Below are 24,769 nucleotides of genomic sequence, written 5' to 3' on the forward strand. Positions count from 1 at the left end.
GGGCCGGGCGCAGCGCTCAGCTGACGTAGCGGCGGGCGGCGCTGCTGCGCTGGGAGTCCTCCAGGGCCAGGAAGCGCCGCTCCACCCGCTCCGGGAGCGGGCGTCGCTCGCGCAGCACCCAGGGCGCCCCGCGCAGCGCGTCGAGCAGGGCCAGGACCGTCACCCGGTCCCGCGGCGCGCCGCCGACCACGTCGCGGGTGCGGCGCAGCGCGGCCCCCAGCGGCCGGCGCAGCCAGATGAACCACAGCGTGTTGCGCAGCCCGTGCCGGCGGCGCAGGTGCGGGTCCCGGACCGTCGAGGCCTGGTGGTGGACCACGACGTCGGGCAGGTGCACGAGCTCCCAGCCGGCGGTCGCGAGGTCCGCGGCCAGCAACTCCTCCTCCCCGCCGAGCCACAGCCGCTCGCTGAAGCCGCCGACCTCCTGGAAGGCCGTGCGGCGCACCACGGAGGCACCTGCGAGGAAGCTGCCCAGCGCCGGGCCCGGCAGCCAGTCGGGGCCCTGCACGGGGGAGTGCAGCAGCTCCGCGTTGATCGCGTCCTCCCGGGCGCCGGGCTCCACCAGGATCCGGCCGGTGACCACGCCCAGGCGCGGGTGGGCCGCCAGCGCGTCGGCGGCCCGGCGCAGGGACCCCGGCTCCCACCAGGTGTCGTCGTCGCAGAAGGCCACGAACGGGGTCCGCACCCGCTCCATGGCCACGTTGCGGCCCACCGCGCCGAGGTTCACCGGGCTCGCCACCAGCTCCGCCCAGGGGTGCTGCTCGCGGATCGCGTCGGCGGTCCCGTCCTGCGAGCCGTTGTCGACCACCACCACGTGCGGGCGCTCGGGCAGCTCGCGCAGCCGCGCCAGCGCCAGCAGCGCCTCGTCCCGGCGGTTGTAGGTGATCATCACCACCGCCACGCGCTCGTCGGGGCCGGGGCCGGTCGCGGGGGTGGGGGCGGTCTCGGTCACGGGCTGTCCTCCGGGGCAGTGGAATCGGTGGCGGTCGGGTCGGTGCGGTGCGGGTCGGTGGTGGCCGGGGCGTGCAGCAGCGCCAGCGCGGCCTCGGTGGCGGGGGAGATGCGGCGGCGGGCCCGCAGGGCGGCCGGGACCCGGGGCAGGGCCCCCAGCACGCCGCGGCGCCCCGTGCGCCCGCCGCGCAGGCCATCCCGCAGCTCCCGGCCCACGGTGCGCCAGGGCCGGCGCATCAGCGCGGTGAGCACGCGGCTGCGCACGAGCTCGGTCCGGCGGCGGTCGCTGGTCTCCCGGTGGGGGGAGGGGTGGTGGTGGGCCCGGATCTCCGGGACGTAGGCCAGCCGCCAGCCGGCGTCGAAGAGGTCCAGGGCCACGCGCTCCTCCTCGCCGGGGAAGCGCACGACGTCGTCGAAGCCGCCGACCTCCAGGAACGCCGAGCGGCGCACGATCGACCCGCACCCCACGAAACCGAGCAGCGCGGGGCCCGGGCACCCCGGGGGGATGCCCAGCGGGGACGCCGCCAGCACGGCGTTGAGGGGGTCGGGACGCTCCTCGGGTCCCACGGCGATCGACCCGGCGAGCAGGCCGAGCCGGGGATGTGCGTCGAACACGGCGGCCGCGCGGGCGAGCGCGCCGGGGGCCCACCAGGAGTCGTCGTCGGCGAAGGCCACGTAGGGGGTGCGGGCCAGGCGCACGCCCACGGTGCGGGCCACCGCGCCGACGTTGCGCGGCAGGGGCACGACCTGCACGTGCGGGTGCGCCGCGCGCACCGCCTCGACGGAGCCGTCCGTGGAGGCGTTGTCGACGACGATCACGGGCCCCTCGTGCCGTCCCAGGTGCTCGACGAGCTCCTCCCGCCGGTTGCGGGTGGCCACGACCACGGTGACGCGGTGCTGGGGGTCCGGGGCGTCCATCGGTTCCTCTCCGCTCGGGCCCGCCGCGCCCGGCGTCCGGGGCGGCGGCGCGTCCGCGTCGGGCGGGCGCGCCATCCCATCGTAGGGGTACGTCCTGCCGGGTCCCCCGGTGCGGTGCGTGACAGAATCGGAAGCACGTCCGGCATCCCGGTTACCACTGCGAAATACGGCGCGTCCATACTGCGGGTACAGACCGCCACGATCCCGAAAGGCGTGTGATCGCCCGACATGCCCGACCTGTTCGACCACTATGCCGCCGACATGTCCGGCGCGGCGGCCTACGACGAGATGTTCACCGGGGACCAGCGGTCCCGGCCCGGCTACGAGCAGGTCGGCGGCGTGCTGGGCGAGCTGTCGCTCAGCGACGTCAACACGCGCGCCGACTCGATGGCCCGGTCCTTCCTCGACCGCGGCGTGACCTTCGACTTCGCCGGGGAGGAGCGGCCCTTCCCCCTGGACATCGTCCCGCGCGTGCTCACCGCCGAGGAGTGGGACGTCATCGAGCGGGGCGTGAAGCAGCGGGTCCGGGCGCTGGAGTGCTTCCTCGACGACGTCTACGGGGAGCAGCGGGTGGTCGCCGACGGCATCGTGCCGAGGGCGCTGATCACCTCCTCCGCGCACTTCCACCGCGCGGTGTGGGGCTTCCGGCCGCCGGGCGGGGTGCGGATCCACGTGGCGGGCATCGACGTGGTGCGCGACCAGCAGGGGGTGTTCCGGGTGCTCGAGGACAACGTGCGCGTGCCCTCCGGGGTCTCCTACGTGATCGAGAACCGGCGCGCCATGGCCAAGGGCCTGCCCGAGGCGTTCATGTCCCAGCCCATCCGTGCGGTGGAGGCCTATCCCCGGCACCTCTACCGGGCGCTGCGCGCCACCGCCCCCGAAGCGGCCGAGGACCCGGTGGTCGTGGTGCTCACCCCGGGCGTGTTCAACTCCGCCTACTTCGAGCACACCCTGCTGGCCGGGCTGATGGGCGTGGAGCTCGTGGAGGGCCGCGACCTCGTGGTGCGCGGGGACAAGGTCTACATGCGCACGACCGACGGCGAGCAGCGCGTGGACGTGATCTACAAGCGCATCGACGACGACTTCGTGGACCCCCTGCACTTCCGCTCCGACTCCGCGCTGGGCTGCTCCGGGCTCGTCAACGCGGCCCGGGCCGGCAACGTGACCATCGCCAACGCCATCGGCAACGGCGTGGCCGACGACAAGCTGACCTACTCCTACGTGCCCGAGCTGATCCGCTACTACCTCGACGAGGAGCCGGTGCTGCCCAACGTGGACACCTACCGGCTGGAGGAGGACGAGGCCCGCGCCTACGTCCTGGACCACCTGGAGGAGCTCGTGGTCAAGCCCGTGGACGGCTCCGGCGGCAAGGGCCTGGTGATCGGCCCTCAGGCCACCGCGGCCGAGCTCGAGGAGCTGCGGGCCAAGGTGCTCGCCGACCCGCGCGGCTGGATCGCCCAGCCCGTGCTCCAGCTGTCCACCGTGCCGACGTTCGCGGACGGGGAGTTCAGCCCCCGCCACGTGGACCTGCGCCCCTTCGCGGTGAACAGCGGCGAGGACGTGTACGTGCTGCCCGGCGGGCTGACCCGCGTGGCGATGCAGAAGGGGTCGCTGATCGTGAACTCCTCCCAGGGCGGCGGCTCGAAGGACACCTGGGTGCTGGGCCAGCCCCAGACCCAGGACCTCGACCCGGGCCAGGCGCCGCCGCCGGACGTGGACTCCTCGGTGCACACCTGGCCGGTGTCCGCGTCCTGGCAGGACGAGGCGGACGGCGGCCAGCAGCAGCAGCAGCAGCAGGGGCGGGCCGCCGCCCCCACGACCCGCCCCGGGAAGGAGTCCTCATGCTGAGCCGGATCGCCGAGTCCCTGTTCTGGATCGGGCGCTACGTCGAGCGCGCCGACGGCGTCGCCCGGATCCTTGACGTCCACCTCGAGCGCATCACCCAGCTGCCCGTGGGCGAGCAGGAGGCCGAGGTGCGGCGCATCATGGCGGTCATGGGCGTGGAACCCGCCGACGGGGACTACAGTGTCCGGTCGATGATCCACGAGCTCGCCTGGAACAGGGACTGCCTGACCTCGATCTCGGGCTCCCTGCACGCGGCCCGGGAGAACGCCCGCCGTGCCCGGGAGACCGTCTCCTCGGCCATGTGGGAGTCGCTGAACTCGACCTACTACGGCCTGGGCCAGCACCGCCGGGACGTGGTCGGGACCTTCCGCGTCTGCCACTGGACCGTCGAGCGGATGGCGACCGTGCGCGGGCAGGTGCAGATGACCATGTCCCACGACGAGTCGTGGATGTTCCTGTCCCTCGGCGCCGCGATCGAGCGGGCGGACATGACCTCGCGACTGCTGTGGACCCGCTCCACGTCCACCTCGGGCATGTCCTGGGTGTCGATCCTGCACTGCGCCGGGGCCTACGAGGCGTTCCTGCGCACCCGCTACGGGACGTTCAGCGACGAGTCGGCCACGCAGTTCCTGCTGCTGGACCGGCTCTTCCCGCGCTCCATCCTGCACGCCCTCACCACGGCCGAGGAGATCCTCGTGAACCTGGAGCCGGGCATCCAGCGGGTCGGGTTCAAGGACGACGCCCGGCGGATCATCGGCGAGGCGCGCACGGCCCTGGAGTTCCACCACGCGGAGGACCTCATCGCGGTGCTGCCCGAGCACCTGAACAACGTCCAGGCCGCGTGCGCGAGAGCGTCGGAGTCCGTGGGCGCCAAGTACTTCTCGCACGCCCTCGAGGCGTCCTGGTTCGGAGGCATGCTGTGACCCGGCTCAAGATCGACCACGTCACCCGCTACGACTACAACGACAGCGTCTCGAAGTCCTACAACGAGGCCCGGATGACGCCCATCACCGACGACGAGCAGATCGTCCTGGAGGCGGAGCTGACACTGAGCCCGGGCATCGCCACGGTCAGCAACTACCGGGACTACTGGGGCACCCGGGTGGCCGCCTTCGACATCCAGGGCCGGCACCGCCACCTGGAGATCCGCTCCTCCGCCACCGTCGAGGTCAACCGCCGTCCCGGGGACGAGGCCGCCGACGGCCTCAGCTGGGAGGAGCTGGCCGTGCCCGAGGTGCTGGACGCGGTGTCCGACCACGTCCCGCAGACCCCGCTGACGCGGATCGGGCCCGAGCTGGAGCGGGTCGCCGAGGAGATCCGCAAGGAGTCCGCGGATCCGGCCGCCGCGGCAGCGGCGATCTTCGCCGGGATCGCCACGCACATGCAGTACGTCCCGGGCGTCACCGGGGTGCACACCGACGCGGAGGCCGCCTGGCGGGAGGCGAAGGGCGTCTGCCAGGACCTCGCGCACGTGGCCATCGGGATGATGCGGCACATCGGGATCCCCGCCCGCTACGTCTCCGGCTATCTGCACCCGGACTACGAGGCCGGTATCGGACGCACCGTGCCGGGGGAGTCCCACGCCTGGGTCGAGTGGTGGAACGACCGGTGGTACGCCTACGACCCGACCAACCACACCCGGCTGACCGACTTCCACGTCACGGTCGCCCGCGGCCGCGACTACACCGACGTCACCCCGCTCAAGGGCATGGTCACCGGCGGGGGCGGGACCTCCGGGCTCGACGTCACGGTCGAGGTCACCCAGACCGCCTGAGCACGACGCAGCCGCCCGTCCCCGGGAGGGCGGGCGGCTGCGTCGTCGGTGCTACCGCTCGAAGCGGAAGTTCTTCGGCGCCACCGTCAGCCCGGACGCCGTGACCGTCAGACCCCGCGAGCGATCGAGCTCGCGGTCCACGCCCACCTGCACGCCGGGGGGCACGACGACGTTCTTGTCCAGGATGCACCGATCGACCACCGCGCCCTCGCCCACCTGGACGTTGGGCAGCAGGACCGACTGGCTGACCGTGGCGTCGTTGTTGACCAGCACCTTGGGGGAGAGCACCGACTCGGAGACCCGGCCGCCGGTGACGAGCACCCCGGCGGAGAGGATCGAGTCGGTGGTCATGCCGCCCTCCCCGTGCGGGCCGCGCACGAGCTTGGCGGGCGGGGCCTGGAGCTCGTGCGTGTAGATCGGCCACGCGTAGTTGTAGAGGTTGAAGACCGGCAGCGGCCGGATCAGGTCCATGTGCGAGTCGTAGTAGGAGTCCAGGGTGCCGACGTCGCGCCAGTACTGGCGGTCCCGGTCCGTGGAGCCGGGCACGTCGTTGTGCGTGAAGTCGTAGACGGCGGCCTCACCCCGGTCCGCGAACCACGGCATGATGTCCCCGCCCATGTCGTGCGCGGTGTCCTCCTTGCCCTCGTCCGCACGCAGCGCCTCGACGAGGGCGTCGGTGTCGAAGACGTAGTTGCCCATCGAGGCCAGGAAGGCGTTGGGGTCGTCCGGCAGGGGCGCGGTGCTCTCCGGCTTCTCCACGAACCGGGTGATCTTCGTGACGTCCTGCGGGTCGGTCTCGATCACCCCGAAGGACGTGACCATCTCCATGGGCTGGCGCACGCCGGCCACCGTGGCCCGGGCGCCCGACTCCACGTGGAAGTCGACCATCGAGGAGAAGTCCATCCGGTAGACGTGGTCCGCGCCGACGACCACCACGATGTCCGGGCGGGCGTCGTCGACGAGGTTCAGCGACTGGAAGATCGCGTTGGCCGACCCCAGGAACCAGTCCTTGCCGCGGCGCTGCTGCGCGGGCACGGTGGCCACGTAGTTGCCCAGCTGGGTGGACAGCCGCCAGGTCTGGGAGACGTGCTGGTCCAGGGAGTGGGACTTGTACTGGGTCAGCACCACGACCTGCAGGTAGCCCGAGTTCACAATGTTGGACAGGGCGAAGTCGATGAGCCGGTAGCTGCCCCCGAAGGGCACCGCGGGCTTGGCGCGGTCCTCGGTCAGCGGCATGAGGCGTTTGCCCTCGCCTCCGGCCAGGACGATGGCGAGTACCTTCTTACGGTGGGGCATTGAGGACCTCTCTGACTTCGACGGCAACGGGCGCAACCTCTCCGCCTCGCGGTGCGGAACCACTCGACAGGCGCCTTCATTGTGTCTTAACACGCGGAATGCCGTGCGATCCCGGACACAGCCGTGCCGATGTGTCATCAGAACTGGGGATGTCGGCGTCCCACGGTGGCGTACCCGTGGCAACGCCGCGATCCTGCAGTACGCTCGGGACCGTGCGAGTCGATATCTTGTCCAAGGAGTTCCCGCCCGAGATCTACGGCGGCGCCGGAGTCCACGTGTCCGAGCTCTCGCGGGTCCTGGCCCCGCTGGTCGACCTGAGGGTGCGGTGCTTCGGTGCCCCGCGCGAGCCGCGGGTCAACGGCGTGGAGGTGCAGGCCTATCCGGTGCCCGCTGACCTCAGCGGCGCCAACGCCGCGATCCAGACCCTCGGCGTCGACCTCGCCATGATCGACGACATCGCCGGCGCGGACCTGGTCCACTCGCACACCTGGTACGCCAACATGGGCGGGCACCTGGCGTCGCTGATGTACGGGATCCCGCACGTGCTCTCCGCGCACTCGCTCGAGCCCCTCCGCCCGTGGAAGGCCGAGCAGCTCGGGGGCGGCTACGCGGTGTCCTCCTTCGTGGAGAAGACCGCCTACGAGGCCGCCGCCGCGATCATCGCCGTCTCCGACGGGATGCGCGACGACATCCTGCGCTCCTACCCCGAGGTCGACCCCGAGCGCGTGCGGACCGTGCACAACGGCATCGACGTCAGCCAGTGGGTCCCGGACGAGGGCACCGACGTCCTCGAGTCCTACGGCATCGATCCCGCCAGGCCGTCGGTGGCGTTCGTGGGCCGGGTGACCCGGCAGAAGGGCGTGCCCTTCCTGCTGCGCGCCGCCGCCCAGCTGCCCGACGACGTCCAGCTCGTGCTGTGCGCCGGCGCGGCCGACACCCCGGAGCTCGGGGCCGAGGTCAACGCGCTGATCGACGAGCTCAAGGCCACCCGCTCCGGCGTGGTGCTCATCGAGAAGATGCTGCCCCGCCGGGAGATCGTGCAGATCCTCTCCGGGGCCACGGCCTTCGCCTGCCCCTCGGTCTACGAGCCGCTGGGCATCGTCAACCTCGAGGCCATGGCCTGCGGCACCGCCGTGGTCGCCTCGGCCACGGGCGGCATCCCCGAGGTCGTCGTCGAGGGCGAGACCGGCCGGCTGGTCCCGCTCGAGCAGGTCCAGGACGGCACCGGCACGCCCCTGGACCCGGAGAAGTTCGTGGCCGACTTCGCCGCCGCGCTCACCGACGTGGTCACCGATCCGGCGCGGGCCCGCGAGATGGGCGCGGCCGGCCGCCGTCGCGCCGAGCAGCACTTCTCCTGGGAGTCCATCGCCGAGCGGACCGTGGAGGTCTACCGCTCCGTGCTGTGAGCCGCTCGGGCGGCCTCGGCACCGCCGGCCCCGATGTGAACTGCGGGCCGGCCTGTGGTAGATTATTTCCTGTTGCGTTCAGGAAAGGACGGCCGGAAACGGTACGACGTTCCTCCTGGATCCACTCGCGCGGGTGGCGGAATAGGCAGACGCGCTAGCTTGAGGTGCTAGTCCTCGTATTAGAGGGTGGGGGTTCAAGTCCCCCCTCGCGCACAGGAATCGGGCGGTTCTGGCCCGGGACGGAAGCCCCGTCGTCGACAGGAAAGAAACTCCTGCCGACGACGGGGCTTTTGTCATGTCCGTGGCCCGCACCGGGCAGCGTGCGCACGAGGACGGACCACTGACCCGGGCGGTGCCGCGCCGCGGCGGTTCTCAGGGAGCCGCCCGTGTCTCCACGGCCACGATCTCCCCGTCCGCCGGGTCAGGTCCCGGATCGGCGCGACCGGTGAGCCCGGTGATCGCCTCGGAGGTGGCGGTCACCGTGGCCCGGGCCGTGTGCGAGGTGGTGGAAGGGGAGATGATCGCCACGCCGGCCACCAGGACGCAGGCGCCCACGGCGACGAAGCCGCGGCGTCGGCGGCCGGCGATGATCAGCAGCCCGGCGACGGCCAGGATGGATCCGGTGGCGGCCAGCAGGACGGGGAGGGCAGGCTCGAAGACCGGCAGGATCATCGGGGGCCGCCTGCGGGGTGGAGGCGCGAGCAGGGGGAAGCGGGCATGGGGTACCTCCGGGGAAGGAGAGGCCGATGGGGGAAGGGATGGTGAGCGCGGGACCGTGGTGCTCACCGGACACCATTATCGGTGGCTGAGAGCCGGAAACCGGCGCGGCGCGCCCCGGTCCGGACCACCCGGCGACGGACGACGTGGCGGGCTGTGCTGCCGCAGCCCGGGCGCCGGCTGCCGGGGCAGCGCGTGGATCACCGGCCCGTGACCACCCGGGAGACTCCGGGCAGGCGCATGTCGGTGAGCTCCATGATCCACGCCGCCACCAGCGGGTCGCGCGGCACACCCTGGGAGGTGGACACCCCGTCGCCGGCCAACCCGTAGAGGATCGGCAGCCCCCTCTCGAACCCCTCGCTGGCCGGAGTGATCTCCGCCAGGGCCCGCACCGTGGACGAGCCCTGGTTCGCCCACCGGTGCACGGTGTTCACCGGCACCGCGGCCTCCTCCCCGGGCAGCACGACATGGGGTTGCCGGGCGACCTCGGCGGGTCCTCGTGGGCGCCGCGTGCGCGGCGGCGCCGCGTTCGACGGGCGCGACGGGCCACCGGCTCCGGCCGGGGAGCCGTCGTGCAGGGAGCCGGTCAGTGCGCGCCGCGTGCGCGGAGGCCGCGGCTGCGCACCCAGGAGCCGACGACCACGCCCGCCAGCGCCCACAGTGCGCCGGCACCCACCCCGGCGAGCACGATCCAGAAGGGCACACGGAGCTCCTCGGCAAGAGGAGCCTGGTGGCGAGCCGGAGCGGTCACGTTCTTCCTCATGTGCGTCATGCGGGCATGATGGCACGCACCGCGCGGGTGTTCCAGACGCGACCGGTCTGTGACCGGGGCTGCCGTGGTTGCGACCCGGCCCGGGTGCGCAGTGCCCCGGACCCGGAGCCGACGGGACGGCCCCGGCGACGTCGACCGCAGCCGCGGCCGGCGTTCCCCGGTCCTCGTGAGCGGCGGCCGGGTGAACGGTGGAACCCCGCCGTCCCCGTCCCTGTCGGGCCGCGGAGCAGCGGGGCTTCGTGCGGGTGGAGCCGTGCTCAGCCCTCGCAGGCCACTCCGTCGCCGTCGCGGTCCAGCTTGGGCGCGTAGCCCGGGGAGCCGACATGGAGCGGGGTCGCACCGGCGGCCCTGGCCTCCGTGCAGTTCGCGAACCCGACGGCCGGTGCTGCCGGGACCGGATCTGGCTCCGGGGCCGGAGCGACCGGGGCATGAGCGACCGGGGCCGGAGCCGCCGGGGCCGGCTCCGGGGCGACCGGCGCGGGTGCCGCCGCAGCGGGCTCCGGCTCGGGTGCGTCCACGACCGGCTCCGGGACCGTGGCGGCGAGGTCGGCGAGGACCGCGCCGGTGGGGAGGTCCTGGCCGGCGCAACCGGCGAGCACCTCGGTCATCGCGGTCTTCTCCGGGGCGGTGACCCACAGCTCGTACTTGGCCTTCACCGCGATCTGGACGGCGACGAACTCGCACCGGAAGTCCACGTTCGGCGGCAGCCACGCATCGGCGGCCTTGTCGGACTTCGCCTGGTTGGTCGGCCCGTCCACCGCCAGCAGGTTCAGCGGGTCGTTGGCCAACTCCACCCGCTCGTCCGCCGACAGGTTCCGGGCCCCCGTGATCCAGGCGTTGCCGAGTGAGACCACATGGTCGATCTGCACGTCGGAGGAGGTGGCCGGGCCGCGCACGAAGTCGATGGTGGTGGCGGTGTAGGGGTCCGGGTCCAGGACCCCGGAGTCGACGGTGCACCCGTCGGCGGAGACGACGTCGTCGAGGTCGCGGTTGAGGATCTCCTGGCGGGTGTCCTCGCAGTCGCCGTCGGCGTCGATCCACCCGCCGAACAGTCCCTCGCGGTCGTAGTCGGACATGGTGCCGCGGGCCGCGACCGTCAGTCCGTTCAGCGCGGTCAGCGCCTCGGAGGAGGCAGCCGCCGATGCGGTGGCCGCCGTCGGCTCGGTCGGAGCGGAGGCGGTCTCGGCGGGGGTGCTGGGGGTCGTGGGCGTGGTGGTCGTGCTCCCGATGGCGGCGGAGTCTGCGCCGGGGTCGGCCACGGAACTGGAGCATCCGGTGATCAGGGCCAGGGCCATGGCCGCCGAGGTCCAGGCCGCGGCGGAGCGGGCGCGAGAGTGGGAGGGGAGGGTGTGGGTCATGTCGCTCCAGGGGGGAGGGGGTCGGGTGCCACGGGGGATCGGGCGTGGCCGGCGCGGGGGATCGAGACGTTCCCATCTTCCTACCGGTCGGTCACCAATGCGAACGCGCGCCCGATGTGACGCCCCCGCCCCGTGCCTGCCCCGTGCGCCGGGACGAGGGGAGCCGGCCGGCTCCAGCGGCCGTCCGGCCCACCCGGGACAGCGGGACCCGTCCCTGCCGCGCACCGGAGATCAGCACCGCTCGATCCTGTGGTCCCTTGTGGCCGGATGCACACAGGGACCGAGGGGCCACCTGCTGCGCGGAAGTCGGGGGAGCCGGTGGCCCGCGCGGGACGCACGATGCCTCGGACGGGCCGGCAGGAGCTACTGGCCGCCGCCGGTGCCCGTCCTGGCAGTAGCATCGTGGAAGGTTGCCCGCGAGATCCTGGAGACGAGGTGTGGTGATGGACCGGTCCCACCCGGAGTGCTGGTTGACGGACATGGACGGGGTGCTGGTCCACGAGGACCAGGCCCTTCCCGGCGCTGCGGACTTCCTGCAGAGACTCGTCGACCGGGAGCGCCGCTTCCTGGTGCTCACCAACAACTCCATCTACACCCCCCGCGACCTCGCGGCCCGGCTGGCGAAGAGCGGCCTGACCGTCCCCGAGGAGTCGATCTGGACCTCGGCGCTGGCCACCGCGGGGTTCCTCGCCGACCAGGTCCCGGGTGGGTCGGCGTACGTGGTCGGTGAGGCGGGCCTGACCACCGCGCTGTACGAGGTGGGCTACACCCTCACCGATGTCAGCCCCGACTACGTGGTCCTGGGGGAGACCCGGACGTACTCGTTCGAGGCCATCACCAAGGCGATCCGGCTGATCGAGTCGGGCTCACGCTTCATCGCGACCAACCCGGACTCCACGGGTCCCTCGGCGGAGGGCCCGCTGCCGGCGACCGGGGCGGTCGCGGCCCTGATCACCCGGGCCACCGGCGCCGTTCCGTACTTCGTGGGCAAGCCCAATCCGATGATGTTCCGCAGCGCGATGAACCGGATCGAGGCCCACTCCGAGACCACGGTGATGATCGGTGACCGGATGGACACCGACGTCGTCGCGGGCATCGAAGCCGGACTCGAGACCATCCTGGTGCTCAGCGGCTCCACCCGTGCGGCGGACGTCACTAGGTATCCGTACCGCCCGGGGCGGGTGCTGGACTCGATCGCCGACGTCATCGATCTCGTCTGACACGGCGCCGGGGCACGGTCGAGCGTGCCGCGCCGACCCACCCGGACTCCTCGGGGGCTGGGCTCAGCGCGCGCTGCGGTGGCCCCAGCTCAGCGCCTGGGCCAGGTGCTCGGGGCTGAACCCGGGGTGGGCCCGCTGCAGCTCCGCCCGGTCGTCGCGGGCGTTCCCGGCGCCGTAGCCCAGGTCCACCGCGTGGGCGAGCAGCTCCTCGGTGCGCAGGATCGCGTCCTCGATCGCCGCCTCGTCGTGGAGATCACCGAGGGCGGTGCTGTCGTCGGGCACGGCGACTCCGTTCCGGGTGGGGCTCAGTCGCCGTCGGCGCCCGGCTCGCCGTCCTCCCCGCGGGGACGGGGCGGGACGTCACGCTGTTGACGACGGGTGCGCAGGAGGATCGTGACGACCAGGCCGATCACGCCCAGGCTCACCAGGACGAACAGCACGATGCTGGCCGGTGAGCCGGGCTCGACGAGGTCGGCGGCGGCGGGAACGACGATGCTCATCCTCCGAATCTACTGCGGCGCCGCCGCAGAGGCACCACGATCAGCGGCCGCCGGGGACCGTGGCGTCGACCTCCAGCGGCCGGATGACGTGGTCGGGGCGGGGGACCACGGCGCGGCCGAGCACCAGGGCGTTCGTCAGCCCGTGGGTCAGCCGGTGCCGCAGCGGCACGAAGCCGGCCGCCCCGTAGAAGGCCAGCAGCTCGTCGAAGCCCTCCCGCGGATCGGCGGGCACCGGCCGCAGCACCACCCAGGTGCTGCCGGCCGCACGTGCGGCGTCCAGGAACTGCTCGAGCAGCGCCGTCCCGACGCCGTGGCCGCGGTGCGAACGGGCCACGACGAGGGTGTCGAGGTAGCTGCACCGCCACTCCAGCGCCGGCTCCGGCTCCACGACGAAGCTCTGCCAGGTCGCCGAGGCGTGGTTGCCGTGGCACAGCCCGACGACGTCCCCGTGCGCGACCGCGACCGTGGTGGTGTCCCGCCACGCCGTGAACCACGCGCGGGACAGCTCCCGGCCCCGGGCGACCCGCCGGTAGAGCTCGGCGGCGGCCGGGTAGTCGTCGGCGGTGGCGGGGCGGACGTCGATGCCGGGGGAGGACATGGGGCGATCGTAGCGGCACCGGCAGCTGACCTGTAGGGGGCATCGAGTCCTGCGGGCGGCCCGGGAGCGCGGGTGAGGGTTCGAGCGGTCGTGGGCACCGGGACGCCTGCGTGCTCCCCGTGGTGGGACGCCGAGTGTGCCCTCGTGGGGGTCTCGTCCCCCTCGCGGCAGGCCGACGAGCCGACGCGGACCGCAGCAGCCACGGCCAGGTGTGCTCCGCGCCCGGACGCGGACCAGGGCCCCGAGACGTTCACTAGGCCGGGCTCCGGGCTGATGGCGTGGTCCAGCGCGGCAGATCGAGCCCGATGCTGGGTGCAGCACGTCCCGACCGCACTTCCTGCCGCCCGGACGGGTCGACGACCGGGATCGTGGAGTCGTGACGGGGCCGCGTGGGTCAGGGCTGGCTGATCCAGGCCAGTGCCGCGGTGCGCTCGTCGAGGCGGAACCGGCGTGTGGGGACGTGGAGGAGGTCGGTGGTCCACTCGGACAGCTTCGCCTCCCAGTCGACGTCGGTGACCACCGCCAGGCGCTCGAGCTTCTTGAGGTAGCCGGCGGACTTCAGGTCCAGCCACAGCGCCCTCGGGGAGATGTCGGCGAAGTCGATGTCGTCCCGGACGGCGACCATCCGCACGCTGTCGTGCTCGCGGACGACCTCGTCGAGGACCGCACGCATGCGCTGCATGTCCTCGGCGGTGACCCCGCCGTCGGCGGTGATCGTGACGATGTTGGTGCCGGACTGCACCGTGGTCTCCAGCATGGCCGACTCTCCTCCTGGGTCGCGGCGGAGCGGATCTGCGGCTTCCAGGCTAGGACCGGCGGTGCCGGCACTCAACAGATCGCCGAGCCGTGACACCCCGGGGGTGTCAGGACCCCCCTGGGGAGGATCGATCCCGGCGGGGTCGGCGGCGAGGATCGCCTGCCGCGCCCCGCCGCCCACCGGTGCGGGCGCGCACATTTCGGTCGATCGTGAGGCGCCGGCCGGTGGGCACGCGGACGTACGGGCCGTGGCCCGGGGCCAGGACGTCGAAGTCCACTCCCGACAGCAGCGCGCGGGCCGCCGTCCCGGCGTCATCGAGGTCGTGGTGGAAGGGCTCCGGCAACAGGTGCGGCACCCCGCTCGCCGTGGTCGTCCGGTGCCCGGTGACCACGGCGTCCCCGGCGGCCAGGATCCCGGTGTCCCCGACCAGGTAGGCGGTGTGCCCGGAGGTGTGGCCCGAGGTGGCCACCGGCCGCGGGGAACCGGGCAGGTCCAGCACCTCGGTGGCCTGGTTGAACGGGGTCAGCGCGGTGCCCTCGACGGTGACATCCTTCAGGCCGCCGGCACGCAGGGCGTGGAGGCACCACGTCGCCCAGCCGAGGGAGGTGACCGCCCGGGGCAGGGACTCCCTCGGGCCGATCTGCTCGCGGGCCGTGCCGGTGAGGTTCGGGACCTCGGCGGCCGCGCAGTGCACCGGGACGCCGGCGGCGATGTAGCGGTCCAGGGTGCCGATGTGGTCGCCGTGGGCGTGGGTGACGACCACGGCCTCGGGCAGACCGGTGGCGCCGGCGGCGTCGATGGAGGCCTCCACGAGGTCCCGGTCGCCGGGGTAGCCGCAGTCGATCAGCGTGTAGGAGGTCCCGTCGCGCAGGATCAGCCAGTTCGACCCCGGGCCGGTGACCAGGGTGGTGCCCGATCCGAGGTCGTGGGTGTTGGCGGCGGTGGTCCAGCGGGTCATGCGGTGCGAGGCTCCTGAGGTGACGACGGGGGTGCTCCGACTCTAACCGGCACCCCGCTGCTTCGTGCTGAGCGGCGGGCACGGCACCGGCGCCGTCGCGGTGCGCGACGTGTGTGGCGAACACGGAGGACAGTCGGTGCTCTGAGTCCTCCCGTCGCCGCTACGACGGTCGGCCCTCCGCAGGACCGCTGGCTGAGCCGGTCCACGGGCCGCAGCCCCTCGCGCGTCCGGGCCGGCAAGCCCAAGGACGAGACCGAGGAGCTGCTCGTTGCGGCCGTCCGGAAGAGCGCCTGCATCGAGCCCACGGCGATCGCTCTCCCCGTGCTGGTTCTGACCCGGGCTCAGACCGTACGCCGCAGGGCGAGCACCGTGGAGTCGTCGTCGAGACCGGCGGACCTGGCGTAGCCGGTGCACCGCTCGACCAGCTCGGCGGCCGTGGCCGCCGTGGCGTTGGCCGCCGCGGCGCTCGCGATCGCCTCGTCGATGTCGGCGAAGTAGTCGAGGAACCCGTCGGAGACCACCAACAGGGTCTCGCCGGCCTCCAGCACCGTGGTGTGGATCCACCACTGCGTCCCGGGCACTGCGCCCAGTGGAGGCCCTGAGGTCTCCAGGCGCCTGTGGGCACCATCAGGCCCCAGCACGAGGGCCAGGCCGTGACCGGCGTCCACGTACTCGAGCACCCCGGTCGTGGAGGACAGGCGGGCGGTGAACACGGTGACGAAGGCTCCGGCCTCCTCCAGCAGCGGGTCCAGGGCCCCGGTGGCACGGGCGATCGCCTGGGCCGGCTCGTTGTACTGGAAGGTCCCGCGCAGCACCGCGCGCACCGAGGCGGAGAGCAGCGCTGCCGGGATGCCCTTGCCCATCACATCGGCCAGCGTCAGCTGCAACCGGTCCCCGTTGCGGAACCAGTCGTAGAAGTCACCGCCGATCGACTGCGCGGCGGTGCACCGCCCGGCGATCTCCCACCCCGGCAGCGCCGGATCGGTCTTGGGCATGAGCATCTGCTGGATCTGCTCGGCGCGGTCGAGCTCTCCCTGGGCGGCGAGCTCGCGCTCCACCCACCCGGCCAGCTCGGCCAGCAGGCGCTGCTCCCGGTCACTGAGCTGCCGGGGGTGATGGTCGACCAGGCACAGCGAGCCCACCGCCTCCCCACCGGGGGCGTGCAGCGGCTGACCGGCGTAGAAGCGCACCGGCGGATCGGTGGTCACGAACGGATTACCGCGGAACAGCTCCTCGGTGGTCGCGTCCGGCACGATCAGCGGCGCGTCACGGGCGACGGTGTGGTTGCACAGGGAATCGGTGCGCGGGGTGTGCACGAGTCCCGGCAACCCGGCTTCGGCCTTGGTGAACTGGCGCTCGGTGTCGATCAGGTTGACCGCGGCGGCCGCCACCTGGAAGACCTCCCGCGCGATGCGGACGACACGGTCGTAGCGCTCCTCCCGTGGCGTGTCCAAGATCTTGAGGTCGTGGAGGGCCGCGACCCGCACCTGCTCCTGATGATCTATGTGCGTCTGCATACAATCCACGCTACCGATCGATGTCGCGCGTGCCACGCCGCCACGTCGACGGTCTCCCTCGCGACCGGGTCCCAGCGACGTCTGTGCGCAGATGCTGGGCCGCACGGCCCGGGCGCTGCGCGGGCCGGTGCGCGACCTGCACCGAGGGCCGCACACGCGGCCAGGACGACTCGCTGACGGACGGGCCCGCCTTGCGCTGCTCTCGTGCTGACGGGAGGGCGCCCGGCCACCATGCGGCACTTGCGGTAACGCGTCCGGCCCTGCAGTCCGGACCCAGTCCGCGTGGGCCGGAGGTGATCCTCTCGCAATCCAAGGGATTCGAGACGCTTTGGTTGTGAGACAAGTCGCCTGGGCATCTTTTCTGGGCTGGACAGTAGTTCGTGGGGCTGCTGCACCGGCAATTCACATAGGAGGGGAGCCGCGGCCGATGACGTGTTGTGGCCGGGTCTCGGTGGTCAGAACTGAGATTTTCCTCGGTTGCGTCGGTTGCGTCGGTTGCGTCGGTTGCGTCGGTTGCGTCGGTTGCGTCGGTTGCGTCGGTTGCGTCGGTTGCGTCGGTTGCGTCGGTTGCGTCGGTGGCGTGGGGCGGGGCCGCACTGTGGTGCGGCCCCGCCGGGGTGGTGGATTGGTGAGTGGTTAGCGGTACTGGTCGACGGCGCGGGGCCCGTGGGCTGCCACGCTGTTGTGGGTTGCTCCGGTGATCTCGTCGAGGGTGACGTCGGTGAAGCCGGCGGTGCGCCACTTCGGGGCGCTGGTGGTGGCGGCGCGGTAGGCGTTGAAGCCGTTGTTGTTGCTGCCGGTTCCGCCGGTGTCGGCCGTGCCGGCTACGTAGTGCACTTCGAAGTTCTTGCCCAGTGCAGCCCCGGCTGGGGTGAGGTTGTTCGTGTAGACGCCACCGCCACCGACGAGTACTGCACCGCCGCCGTGGATCAGTCCGTAGTGGCTGGGGATGAAGTGCTGGGACAGGGCCTGGGAGCCGCCGGAGAAACCGGTGAACCAGACGTCGGAGCGATCGATCGGGTACTTGGCGTAGAAGTCCTGCACGAGGGCGGCCAGCCAGTCGGAGGCGGTGCGGTCTTTCCACCAGGTGTTGTCCGCGTTCGGGGTCTTGGGGATCACCAGGATGGCGTTGTCCTTCTTGGCCTCGGCCAGATAGGCCCGAGGCACCGCGGAGGTCGGGGACATGTACTCGTAGGCGCCGTCGCCGTGGAGGTGGACGTGGAGCTTGACCGGCTTCGTCCGGTCGATGTGCCCGGCGTAGACGTGGTACTGGGAGGTCCTGCCGGCGCCGGTGAAGCTCACGGTCTGACGATCGGTGTAGGCGCCGCCGGTGCCGCCGGTCGTGTGACCGGCCGGAACTGCGGGCACCGGGGTCGAGGGCGGAACTGTCGGCGTCGCGGTGGGCGTGGCCGAGGGCGCCGGGGTCGGGGCCGCCGAGGGTGGTGCTGCAGGGGCAGCGGCGTGCTGTTCGGCGTGCCAAAGTTCCAGCCAGGCCTGGAGTTTGTCCCACATCTTGCCCTCGACCGTGTCCATGTACTCGGACAGCGACGGGGCGGCATAGGCGGGAGAGGGGGAGAACGCAAGAGCGGCAGCCAAGGTGAGGGCCGCGAGGGGACGCTTGCGCATGGCGGGTTCCTTTCAGGAGGGCAGCAGAGATCCACCCCGCAGGGTGGTGCTCGGCGGCCAGGGGTGCGGTGCGTGACGGGCAGCCTCGTGATCGGGATCGGGTGGAGCGGAAGGGTCAGGCAGTAGCCGGCCACCCCGGCGGCACGGTGTAGCCATCGGAGGAGATCGTCATCGCGGGGCAGGCGGTCACCAGGACCATGGACCGCCCTCGAGGGCGGTCCATCCGGTGCGGGGGAGGAGTTGGGTCTTGCAGGGGGCTCCGCCCTATCACCGGTCCATGCATATCAGTGTATTTGCATAAGCACTCGAACCGGGTGGTGTCGGCGATGGCCGGTGACATGCATCGTCATCTGGTGTGCGATCCCGATGTGTCCGCCTGGCACAGGGGTGTCCTGCAGTGCTGGGTGAACCGGCCTCGTGGCAGCGATCCCCGTGGTGTCCGGCCCGGGCATGTGTGGTGCCGTGTTCTTGGGCACTCCCGGGCTCGGGGCCGAACACAGCGGGAGGACAGTCACCGGAGAACCGGGACGCGAGAGGAGGGAGCCTGGTGGGGAAGGAGGACTGGGGGTGCGTGACAGGCCTGATGCCCGGTGGGGGACCTATCGGATCCGGTTTCCGGGTCGGGTGGGGTGCGTCAGCGCGGTGTGTGTCCGACGTGGTGCTGGGGCAGGTGATGTGAACGGTCCAGAAGGTGGTCGGCCCCGGCCAGGAGGGTGGCGGCGATCAGGAGCACTTGGTGGGGGCTGACCTGTGGTTGACCAGGGTTGGTGGTGATGCTGGAGGTGCAGGTGGCGAGGTCGTTGATGATGTGCACGGTGAACGTGGTGCCGAGGTGATGGCGAGGTGGTGTGTCGGTGCGGTCCACGGACGTGACGTCCACGTCCGGGAGGGTGTGGTCGGCCAGCCCTTGGTCGTGGAGGAGGCGGTGCCCGACGGTGAGCAGCGCGTCGATCACCGCGGTGGTGGAGGCGTGCGTACCCGGGGGGAGGGTGAGGGTCAGGTGGGCGGTCGCACCGGTGGGGGTTGCGTGATGGTGGCCGGTGAGGGTGAAGGAGTCCACAGCCGGAAGCTGCCGGTCGAGTGTGCCGGTGGTGTTGATCAGCGGTGCCGGCAACACGGGGCCCGGGCGGGGTGCGGGGTTCGCGCCGATGGAGGAAGGGCTCGTCTGTGGGGGCTCGGGCGCATCTGTCGCTGTTGTTCTGGGCAGTACCTGTCGGAGGGTGAGAGCGTGGCGGTGGGGGCGGCGAAGTCCCCAGGCGGCGATGGCCATGATTGCTGCGTTGCCGGCGGCGGGCAGCCAGTGGCCGTGGCTCAGCCCATGCACCATCCCTCCCAGCCCGATGAGCAGCAAAATCACGCACAGCGCCGGTGGTGCCGCTGGTGTTGGTGGCGTGGTGTCTTTCTGCCCCTGGGAGGTGGTGTCTCGACGATGGTGGTGGGGCATCGGCTCTCTGCGCTCTTTTCTGCTGTGTTGCTCACCGAGCCGTCGGGGCAGGGGAGCCTAATGCCTCGGGTGGGCGCTGTGCGCTGTGATGAGGCGCGGGTCCCGGGTGGGTCAGGGTGTCCGGTGCTGGGTGGCCAGCACCCGGCGGCGGGTGGTGGACACGGCGCGGGCGATGAGGCGTTCCAGGGGGCCTTGTCCGAGGAATTGTTGCCACACCAGCGCGAAGGCGGCAGCGATGAGGAGGTGCAGGGCGAACCATAGGTAGGGCTGGTCGTAGTGCGCCTCGGTCGACAGGGCCAGCAGGTGGGTGGTGTACAGGGTCAGGGTCATCGAGCCCATCGCGCTCAGGGGCAGCAACCAGCCCTGCAGGCGGCGGGCCAGCAGCAGGAACCCGCCGAGCACGGCCATCGAGGCGCCGAGGCCGTGCAGCAGGGCCAGGGGGGTGTTGGTGTGCGGACCGGGGATGGCCAGCCACCACCAGGTGGTGGTGGGCAGGGCCGGGTCCGGGCCGAAGACGATGACCTCATCGATCTGATCCTCGGACAGGGACGGGCTGTGGGCCATGAGCTGGTCGTAGCCCCCGGCCTGGAGGATCAGCACCCAGTAGGTCGCCCAGGCGGCCACGGCCAGGATCACCCCGAAGACCACCAGCAGCACCTGCACCTGGACATCGGCCAGGTCCAGGCGCCCGAGGGCGAGCCCGACCAGCAGATAGGTCAGGTACGGCAGGGCCGGGTAGGTGCCGGTCAGCAGCAACTGGACGAGACTCGCTCCAGGCTGGGCCACCAGCTCCCCAAATCCGGAATTGACCGTGGTGGCCGCCGGTGCGGCCTCGCGTGCCAATTGCATCAGCACCGGGGTGACCAGCGCACTCACTCCGGCGATGACGAACAGTACAGGGGGCGAGAAGGCCAAGAAGGGAATGGCCAGCAGGAAGAACGCCCCGTAGTAGACCAGGATGTTCACCGCCGGCACAGCCTGGCCCAACGCGCCCAGGGCCACGGTGTTGATGCTCAGCCCGATCGCGGTGATCAATACCGCCCGCACCGCGATTCCGGCCCGGGCGGCGGCCATGGCCTTCCCGGTGTGCGGGCTGCGCCCGCCGGAGGAGAAGGCCAGACTCACCCCGGCCAGCAGCGCGAACAGCGCCGCCGACCGGCCGGCGAACACCGTCCACTGCGCGGTGGGCTGAAAGGTGCCCGGAACCCAGGCCGGCAAAATGTGGATGGAGGCCAGTCCGAGCAGCGCCACCCCCCGGGCGGCATCGATGCCCACCAGCCGGCGCTTGCCTGGCGCGGCAGAAGTCCCCGGCCGCGGGAGGGGCTGGTCGCGGCGGGAAACTTCCGAGGCTACTGGTGACCCCGGGGAACTTGGAGTGGTCGAGCTGGTGCGTCGGTGTGGTCCGATCATGGCAGGTGATCCCCCTGAAGTGGCTGCCGCCGGACCCCCGTCCGCCGTAGCGCAGCGTCATGCGGTGGATGCCCCCGCCCTACGCAGTCGAGGTCATAGGCCACGACCGTTGAATCACCAAGGGTGTTGCATCCGCAAAGTAAGATGGCTTACTTTTTTCATGAAAACTGTAGCATTTGCGCTGGTCAGGTGGGTGAACCAATGGGGTTGCGGGGATGAACAGGTCGACGAAGCGACTGCCCTAGGCTGCGGCTGCTCGGCCGGATGCCTGAGGATCAGCGCTGCCTGCCGGTGGTGAGGGCGGGCTGGGTAGGCTCGCAGCCAGGTGTGCGGCGATGGCGGCGAGGTGGGCCAGGTAGCCGGTGGTTTCCAGCTCGGTGAGGGTGGCTGGCAGGCGGGCCTTGGCGGTGGAGGAGCGGGTGGCGAGATCGGTCAGTGTCAGCGTGTCCTGACTGTGGGTGCGGGTCACGGCCCGCAGGACGCGCCGGGCCGGGGCAGAAAGCCCGGGGTCGGCGGCGGCCTCATCGGCGAGGGCCTCAAGAGCCGGGCGCAGGGCGGCGAAGAGCGCCGCCCTGGCTGCGGGGTCCAGCAAGGTGGCGGGCCCGGTGGCGTCGGTCGGGTCCTGGTGCACGGGCGTTCTCCTTCGATGCCAGAGGGCAAGCGGGGCCTGAGGGGGGTGGGCGAACTCGGCACCTGGGCACGGCCCCGGCCGAGCCCTTGGAGGCGACGTTCTGGAACGACCAGAGCAGAGGGGCCGGGAGAACCGCGGCCATGGCGATCAGTGCGGTCGGTTCGACCGGATGCGGAACGGGCGCCACCCCGGCGGGAACTGCAGTCGCCCCCCGGCGACCGGCCTGATAGCACAGGCTTGCTGCCCACCGGGGCGACGGCCATTTCCCTCGGTACCGGGCTCCAGCCCCCCGGCTGGAGCCCTCGGCACGAGCCACCTCACCCCTGCCGGCCCTCGACCGGACGGATGGGATGATGTGTCAACGTTACCGTTTCTTGATCGAAAGGCAACTTCCTATCGTGGTTCCGGTCCGCACCTCCCGGCCGGGGTAGCGGCTGGGGATGGCCGTGGCACCGACCGTTGGAACGCGGTGGCGGTGATGTGCTGGGAGGGGCGGCCGAGAGCTGGTGGGGGGGACACCGCCGGTGGCGTGCCTCGGACGGGGGAATCTGCGCCGAGCAGCGCTCCTTCGCCTGGGCTGGGCCGCTGGGGGTCAGGGCAGAGGTGAGGTGGGTGCGCGGTGGTGGTGGATCTGGTGCTCCTCAGTGTCCAGGAGTCGGCGGGCTCCGATGGGGTCCTCGCGGACCCACAGCACTCCCAGGTCAGGGTCGAGCAGTTCCACGATGCCGGAGCAGTACAGGGTCGTTGCGGTCCAGGCCTGGATGTGATCGCCGACAACCAGCTCGGTGATGGGTGTGGCCGGGCCGGCAGGGGGTTTCGAGAGCGGACTGGTCATGGGAGGCGGCGCCTTTCGCAACAGGGGCGGACGATCCGCCACCCCATTGTCGACAGCGCACCGACGGCCAGGACCCGGGTAGGGAGGTTCGTGGGTAACACCACAGGTGGTGTGCCTCACTCCCGTTCGAGCACTGCGCGACCTGCCCGCTGTGACCAGGACTGGGCGGTCGGGGCGGTGCTGCTGCGTTCCTGGTTGCCCAGCGTGGACGGCGGACGCCTCGGGCTGGATCAGACCAGGATGTTTGGTGCCGGGTCGTGGTCGGTGGTGGAGGCACCACCGGAGGCGGGCGTGGCTGAAGGTGGGTTGATCGGCACGGTGATGGTCATGGTGGTGCCTTCGCCCAGGACGCTGCGGCAGGTGATGGTCCCGCCGTGCTGCTCGATGATCTCCCGGCACAGGGCCAGCCCGATGCCCAGTCCGGGGATGGTGCTCATCCTCGCGGTGGCGCTGCGGTAGAAACGCTCGAAGATTCGTCCGGTGTCCTCGGGTCCCATGCCGATGCCGTGGTCGATGACCTCGACGCGGGCGCTGCCCTGGTGGTGGGTGGCGAGGACATGGACGGTGCTGTGGGGGCGGGAGTACTTGATCGCGTTGGAGAGCAGGTTGTCCAGGACCTGACCGATCCGCACCGGGTCGCAGTGGGCGATCAGGGTCTGTGGGGCCTGGGTCTGCAGTGTCACCGCGCCCGATGCTGCCCGGGGTGCCGCGGCGGCGGTGGCCTCGGTGAGCAGGGCGACGAGGTCGGTGGGTGCTGGGTGCAAGGTGGCGGCCCCGTTGCCGGCACCGAGGAGGTCGTCGACCAGGTTCTGCAGCTGCTCGGTGTTGCGTTCGATGACTCCCAGGCCGCTGCGGGTGGTCTCGGACAGGGTCTCATCCATGGTGAGCAGCTCGGTGTAACCGCGGATGGAGGTCAGCGGGGTGCGCAGCTCGTGGGAGACCCCGGTGACGAACTCCTCCTGGGCGTTGAGGGCATTGACCAGCTCGGTGACGTCGTGGAAGGACAGCACCGCACCTTCGGGCTGGTGCTCGTCGTTGTGCATGGTGCGCGCCGAGACGGAGAGCACCCGTTGAGTCGGGGCCTCCCCGTAGCGCACCAGGTGGTCGGTGAAGGACTCCCCGGCCAGCGCACGGGCGATGGGTCGCTGGGCGGAGGTCAGCGGCCGCCCGGACTCGGTGTACATCCCCGGCAGCGACGCCTCGGCTGCAGCGCCGTGGGCCACCCGCTGCCCGGCGTAGTCGGCCAGCATCCCGTAGTTGGTCACCAGGGGGCGGCCGTCGGTGTCCACGGCCAAAACGCGGCTGTTGATGGAGTCCAGCACCGTGTAGAGCAGGCGTTTGCGGTGGGCGGTGGTGGCCAGGGCCTCGCGCAGCTGGGTTTCTTTCACGCGCAGCTGGTGGGTGATCTCCTGGACCGTGGCACCGATGGCCAGGACCAGGAGAGGAACCGGCAGCGCGCCGGTCAGCGCATCACCGGTCACCGGAACCGGGGAGGCAAATACCGGAACCCACACCACGACCAGTGTCATGGCAGCCCCCAGCAAGGCGGCTCCGTACGGGACGAGCCCGGAAGTCACCAGCCACAGCACCGGGAACAACAGCATCATCACGGTGCCGGTCACCTCGGGGTACATCCCTTCTCGCAGGAGGCCGATGGGCACGAAGTCCAGTACGGGAAGCACCAGGACGGCTCGGGCGGGCAGTCGCTCCCACGGCACGACCACACAGGCCAGCAGCAGCAGGACGAACAAGCCGGCGGCCCACCACACCAAGGGATTGGCCAGCAGTGGAGTGTGGAACACCGCGCTGCCCGCATACACCAAGGCCGTGGTGATCGACAGCGGCAGCTGATTCAGCAGCGCGCGTCTGCGGGCGGGCAGCTCGCTGTCGTGCAGGGCGCGGATGGATAGGAAACGCAAAGTGGAATCCACAACAGGAGTCTTCCGACGAAGGCAGCCACCACTGCGCGGGGGAACGCAGCAGCCATCTGAAGAGATTACTGCCTGCCCACCCCACCACTGGCGTGCCGAAGCCGATGGCAGCGGTTTCTGCCCTCCTCAGCTGTGCGCCTCAACTGCCCAGAAGCGGTGTCCGGTGCTGGATCCCCATGCATGAGGGTGTGGGGGGGACTGATGCACCGATAGGTGACACCTGATCTGTGGCGCTGAGAGGCGTCGATGGAAGGATGTACACCATGCCCAAGCCCTATCCCAAGGAGTTCCGCGACGACGTCGTGAAC

24 protein-coding genes and 1 tRNA gene are annotated in these 24,769 nt (G+C 71.5%); 6 read left to right on the forward strand and 19 right to left on the reverse strand.

The genetic code is table 11. From position 1 onward, the window contains the following. Positions 1 to 16 precede the first annotated feature (16 nt). A complete protein-coding gene (locus PU704_RS05185) occupies positions 17 to 949 on the reverse strand; it encodes a glycosyltransferase family 2 protein (protein WP_277550497.1) in 933 nt (310 codons plus the stop codon). Beyond that, positions 946 to 1,866 carry a glycosyltransferase family 2 protein gene (locus tag PU704_RS05190; protein WP_277550498.1) on the reverse strand — a complete coding sequence of 307 codons (921 nt, stop codon included), beginning with the start codon at positions 1,864 to 1,866 and terminating at the stop codon, positions 946 to 948. Before PU704_RS05190 ends, PU704_RS05185 begins: the two co-directional genes overlap by 4 nt. Positions 1,867 to 2,094: 228 nt before the next feature. Here PU704_RS05190 and PU704_RS05195 point away from each other — a divergent pair, with 228 nt between their 5' ends. Genes PU704_RS05195 through PU704_RS05205 form a run of 3 tightly spaced genes read left to right on the forward strand, consistent with a single transcriptional unit; the run spans position 2,095 to position 5,485 of the window. Further along, positions 2,095 to 3,714 carry a circularly permuted type 2 ATP-grasp protein gene (locus PU704_RS05195; RefSeq protein WP_277550499.1) on the forward strand — a complete coding sequence of 540 codons (1,620 nt, stop codon included), beginning with the start codon at positions 2,095 to 2,097 and terminating at the stop codon, positions 3,712 to 3,714. Continuing rightward, complete coding sequence (locus PU704_RS05200) at positions 3,708 to 4,634, forward strand: alpha-E domain-containing protein (RefSeq protein ID WP_075872321.1); 927 nt, start codon at positions 3,708 to 3,710, stop codon at positions 4,632 to 4,634. Before PU704_RS05195 ends, PU704_RS05200 begins: the two co-directional genes overlap by 7 nt. Then, positions 4,631 to 5,485 (forward strand): transglutaminase family protein, encoded by an 855-nt coding sequence (locus tag PU704_RS05205; RefSeq protein ID WP_277550500.1) that lies wholly within the window; start codon positions 4,631 to 4,633, stop codon positions 5,483 to 5,485. Before PU704_RS05200 ends, PU704_RS05205 begins: the two co-directional genes overlap by 4 nt. A 51-nt stretch (positions 5,486 to 5,536) precedes the next feature. Here PU704_RS05205 and glgC read toward each other — a convergent pair whose 3' ends face one another. Continuing rightward, on the reverse strand, positions 5,537 to 6,781 hold the full coding sequence (gene glgC, locus PU704_RS05210; RefSeq protein WP_075872319.1) for a glucose-1-phosphate adenylyltransferase: 1,245 nt from the start codon (positions 6,779 to 6,781) through the stop codon (positions 5,537 to 5,539). 212 nt (positions 6,782 to 6,993) lie between these two features. Between glgC and glgA the strand changes: the two genes are divergently transcribed. Both glgA and PU704_RS05220 read left to right on the forward strand, forming a co-directional pair. After that, positions 6,994 to 8,187, forward strand: a complete 1,194-nt coding sequence (glgA, locus tag PU704_RS05215; protein ID WP_277550501.1) for a glycogen synthase — start codon at positions 6,994 to 6,996, stop codon at positions 8,185 to 8,187. Between the two features lie 127 nt (positions 8,188 to 8,314). Beyond that, positions 8,315 to 8,400: transfer RNA gene (locus PU704_RS05220), tRNA-Leu, on the forward strand. A 159-nt stretch (positions 8,401 to 8,559) separates the two neighbouring features. On the opposite strand, the gene PU704_RS05225 is transcribed toward PU704_RS05220, so the two are convergent. From PU704_RS05225 to PU704_RS05240, 4 genes are all read right to left on the reverse strand, one after another. Continuing rightward, positions 8,560 to 8,859 carry a hypothetical protein gene (locus PU704_RS05225; RefSeq protein WP_277550502.1) on the reverse strand — a complete coding sequence of 100 codons (300 nt, stop codon included), beginning with the start codon at positions 8,857 to 8,859 and terminating at the stop codon, positions 8,560 to 8,562. Positions 8,860 to 9,104: 245 nt separating this feature from the next. Beyond that, on the reverse strand, positions 9,105 to 9,344 hold the full coding sequence (locus PU704_RS05230; RefSeq protein ID WP_277550503.1) for a hypothetical protein: 240 nt from the start codon (positions 9,342 to 9,344) through the stop codon (positions 9,105 to 9,107). A gap of 146 nt (positions 9,345 to 9,490) precedes the next feature. Continuing rightward, a complete protein-coding gene (locus tag PU704_RS05235; protein ID WP_139318556.1) occupies positions 9,491 to 9,676 on the reverse strand; it encodes a hypothetical protein in 186 nt (61 codons plus the stop codon). A gap of 257 nt (positions 9,677 to 9,933) precedes the next feature. Next, positions 9,934 to 11,034 carry an excalibur calcium-binding domain-containing protein gene (locus PU704_RS05240; protein WP_277550504.1) on the reverse strand — a complete coding sequence of 367 codons (1,101 nt, stop codon included), beginning with the start codon at positions 11,032 to 11,034 and terminating at the stop codon, positions 9,934 to 9,936. 443 nt (positions 11,035 to 11,477) lie between these two features. Between PU704_RS05240 and PU704_RS05245 the strand changes: the two genes are divergently transcribed. Further along, positions 11,478 to 12,254, forward strand: a complete 777-nt coding sequence (locus tag PU704_RS05245) for an HAD-IIA family hydrolase (RefSeq protein ID WP_075872329.1) — start codon at positions 11,478 to 11,480, stop codon at positions 12,252 to 12,254. Between the two features lie 63 nt (positions 12,255 to 12,317). Here PU704_RS05245 and PU704_RS05250 read toward each other — a convergent pair whose 3' ends face one another. The 12 genes from PU704_RS05250 to PU704_RS05305 form a co-directional block, all read right to left on the reverse strand. Beyond that, positions 12,318 to 12,536 (reverse strand): hypothetical protein, encoded by a 219-nt coding sequence (locus PU704_RS05250; RefSeq protein ID WP_277550505.1) that lies wholly within the window; start codon positions 12,534 to 12,536, stop codon positions 12,318 to 12,320. A gap of 23 nt (positions 12,537 to 12,559) precedes the next feature. After that, on the reverse strand, positions 12,560 to 12,754 hold the full coding sequence (locus tag PU704_RS05255; RefSeq protein WP_277550506.1) for a hypothetical protein: 195 nt from the start codon (positions 12,752 to 12,754) through the stop codon (positions 12,560 to 12,562). Between the two features lie 40 nt (positions 12,755 to 12,794). Continuing rightward, positions 12,795 to 13,352 (reverse strand): GNAT family N-acetyltransferase, encoded by a 558-nt coding sequence (locus tag PU704_RS05260; protein WP_277550507.1) that lies wholly within the window; start codon positions 13,350 to 13,352, stop codon positions 12,795 to 12,797. A 394-nt stretch (positions 13,353 to 13,746) separates the two neighbouring features. After that, positions 13,747 to 14,109: a SpoIIAA family protein gene (locus PU704_RS05265; RefSeq protein ID WP_277550508.1), complete on the reverse strand. Its 363-nt coding sequence runs from the start codon at positions 14,107 to 14,109 to the stop codon at positions 13,747 to 13,749. Positions 14,110 to 14,215: 106 nt separating this feature from the next. Further along, positions 14,216 to 15,067 carry an MBL fold metallo-hydrolase gene (locus PU704_RS05270; RefSeq protein ID WP_277550509.1) on the reverse strand — a complete coding sequence of 284 codons (852 nt, stop codon included), beginning with the start codon at positions 15,065 to 15,067 and terminating at the stop codon, positions 14,216 to 14,218. A gap of 341 nt (positions 15,068 to 15,408) precedes the next feature. Then, a complete protein-coding gene (locus tag PU704_RS05275; RefSeq protein ID WP_277550510.1) occupies positions 15,409 to 16,584 on the reverse strand; it encodes a PP2C family protein-serine/threonine phosphatase in 1,176 nt (391 codons plus the stop codon). Positions 16,585 to 17,220: 636 nt separating this feature from the next. Beyond that, a complete protein-coding gene (locus tag PU704_RS05280) occupies positions 17,221 to 18,210 on the reverse strand; it encodes an alpha/beta hydrolase family protein (RefSeq protein ID WP_277550511.1) in 990 nt (329 codons plus the stop codon). A gap of 634 nt (positions 18,211 to 18,844) precedes the next feature. After that, positions 18,845 to 19,270: a hypothetical protein gene (locus PU704_RS05285; protein ID WP_277550512.1), complete on the reverse strand. Its 426-nt coding sequence runs from the start codon at positions 19,268 to 19,270 to the stop codon at positions 18,845 to 18,847. 495 nt (positions 19,271 to 19,765) lie between these two features. Next, a complete protein-coding gene (locus PU704_RS05290) occupies positions 19,766 to 20,929 on the reverse strand; it encodes a heparan-alpha-glucosaminide N-acetyltransferase domain-containing protein (RefSeq protein ID WP_277550513.1) in 1,164 nt (387 codons plus the stop codon). A gap of 376 nt (positions 20,930 to 21,305) precedes the next feature. After that, positions 21,306 to 21,695 (reverse strand): hypothetical protein, encoded by a 390-nt coding sequence (locus PU704_RS05295; protein WP_277550514.1) that lies wholly within the window; start codon positions 21,693 to 21,695, stop codon positions 21,306 to 21,308. 592 nt (positions 21,696 to 22,287) lie between these two features. Beyond that, positions 22,288 to 22,530: a hypothetical protein gene (locus tag PU704_RS05300; RefSeq protein WP_277550515.1), complete on the reverse strand. Its 243-nt coding sequence runs from the start codon at positions 22,528 to 22,530 to the stop codon at positions 22,288 to 22,290. 230 nt (positions 22,531 to 22,760) lie between these two features. Continuing rightward, entirely contained in the window at positions 22,761 to 24,461 is a 1,701-nt protein-coding gene (locus tag PU704_RS05305; protein WP_277550516.1) for a sensor histidine kinase, read from the reverse strand. Between the last annotated feature and the right edge of the window lie 308 nt (positions 24,462 to 24,769).

It is taken from the genome of Kocuria oceani, assembly GCF_029524215.1.
Classification (GTDB): domain Bacteria; phylum Actinomycetota; class Actinomycetes; order Actinomycetales; family Micrococcaceae; genus Kocuria; species Kocuria oceani.